We start from the raw sequence: 458 nt of genomic DNA on the forward strand, positions 1-458 counted from the left end.
AGATCGGCCAGGTTCTGCCGCGGGCTCCTCGCCGGGTGCGCCCCGCCGCCGAGAAGGGCGAGGATCTCCGCCTCGCGGAGCCGCCCGCCCTCGACGAGCTTCACGTTGTCGAGCAGCACGCCCTCCTCGTCGATGGTCCGCGAGAACGGCGGCATCGAGCCCGGGGTGATGCCGCCGATGTCGGCGTGGTGGCCGCGCGAGGCCACGTGGAACAGCACGCGGCTGCCCCCCTCGTCCCACACCGGCGTGACGACGGTCACGTCGGGCAGGTGCGTGCCGCCGTGGTACGGGTCGTTGAGCACGTAGACGTCGCCCGGCTGCATCCCCGGGTTGCGCGCGATCACCGTCCTTATCGACTCGCCCATCGAGCCGAGGTGCACCGGCATGTGCGGGGCGTTCGCGATGAGGTTGCCCTCGGCGTCGAACAGCGCGCACGAGAAGTCGAGCCGCTCCTTGAT

The 458-nt window shown here is 71.4% G+C and carries 1 protein-coding gene; it reads right to left on the bottom strand.

Annotated features, from left to right (window positions below; genetic code table 11):
• A partial coding sequence (locus BN4575_RS20720; protein ID WP_141689914.1) for a hydantoinase B/oxoprolinase family protein occupies nt 1-458 on the bottom strand: 458 nt, incomplete at both ends.

Source organism: Aeromonas sp. EERV15 (assembly GCF_900079845.1).
GTDB classification, from domain to species: domain Bacteria; phylum Pseudomonadota; class Gammaproteobacteria; order Enterobacterales; family Aeromonadaceae; genus Aeromonas; species Aeromonas sobria.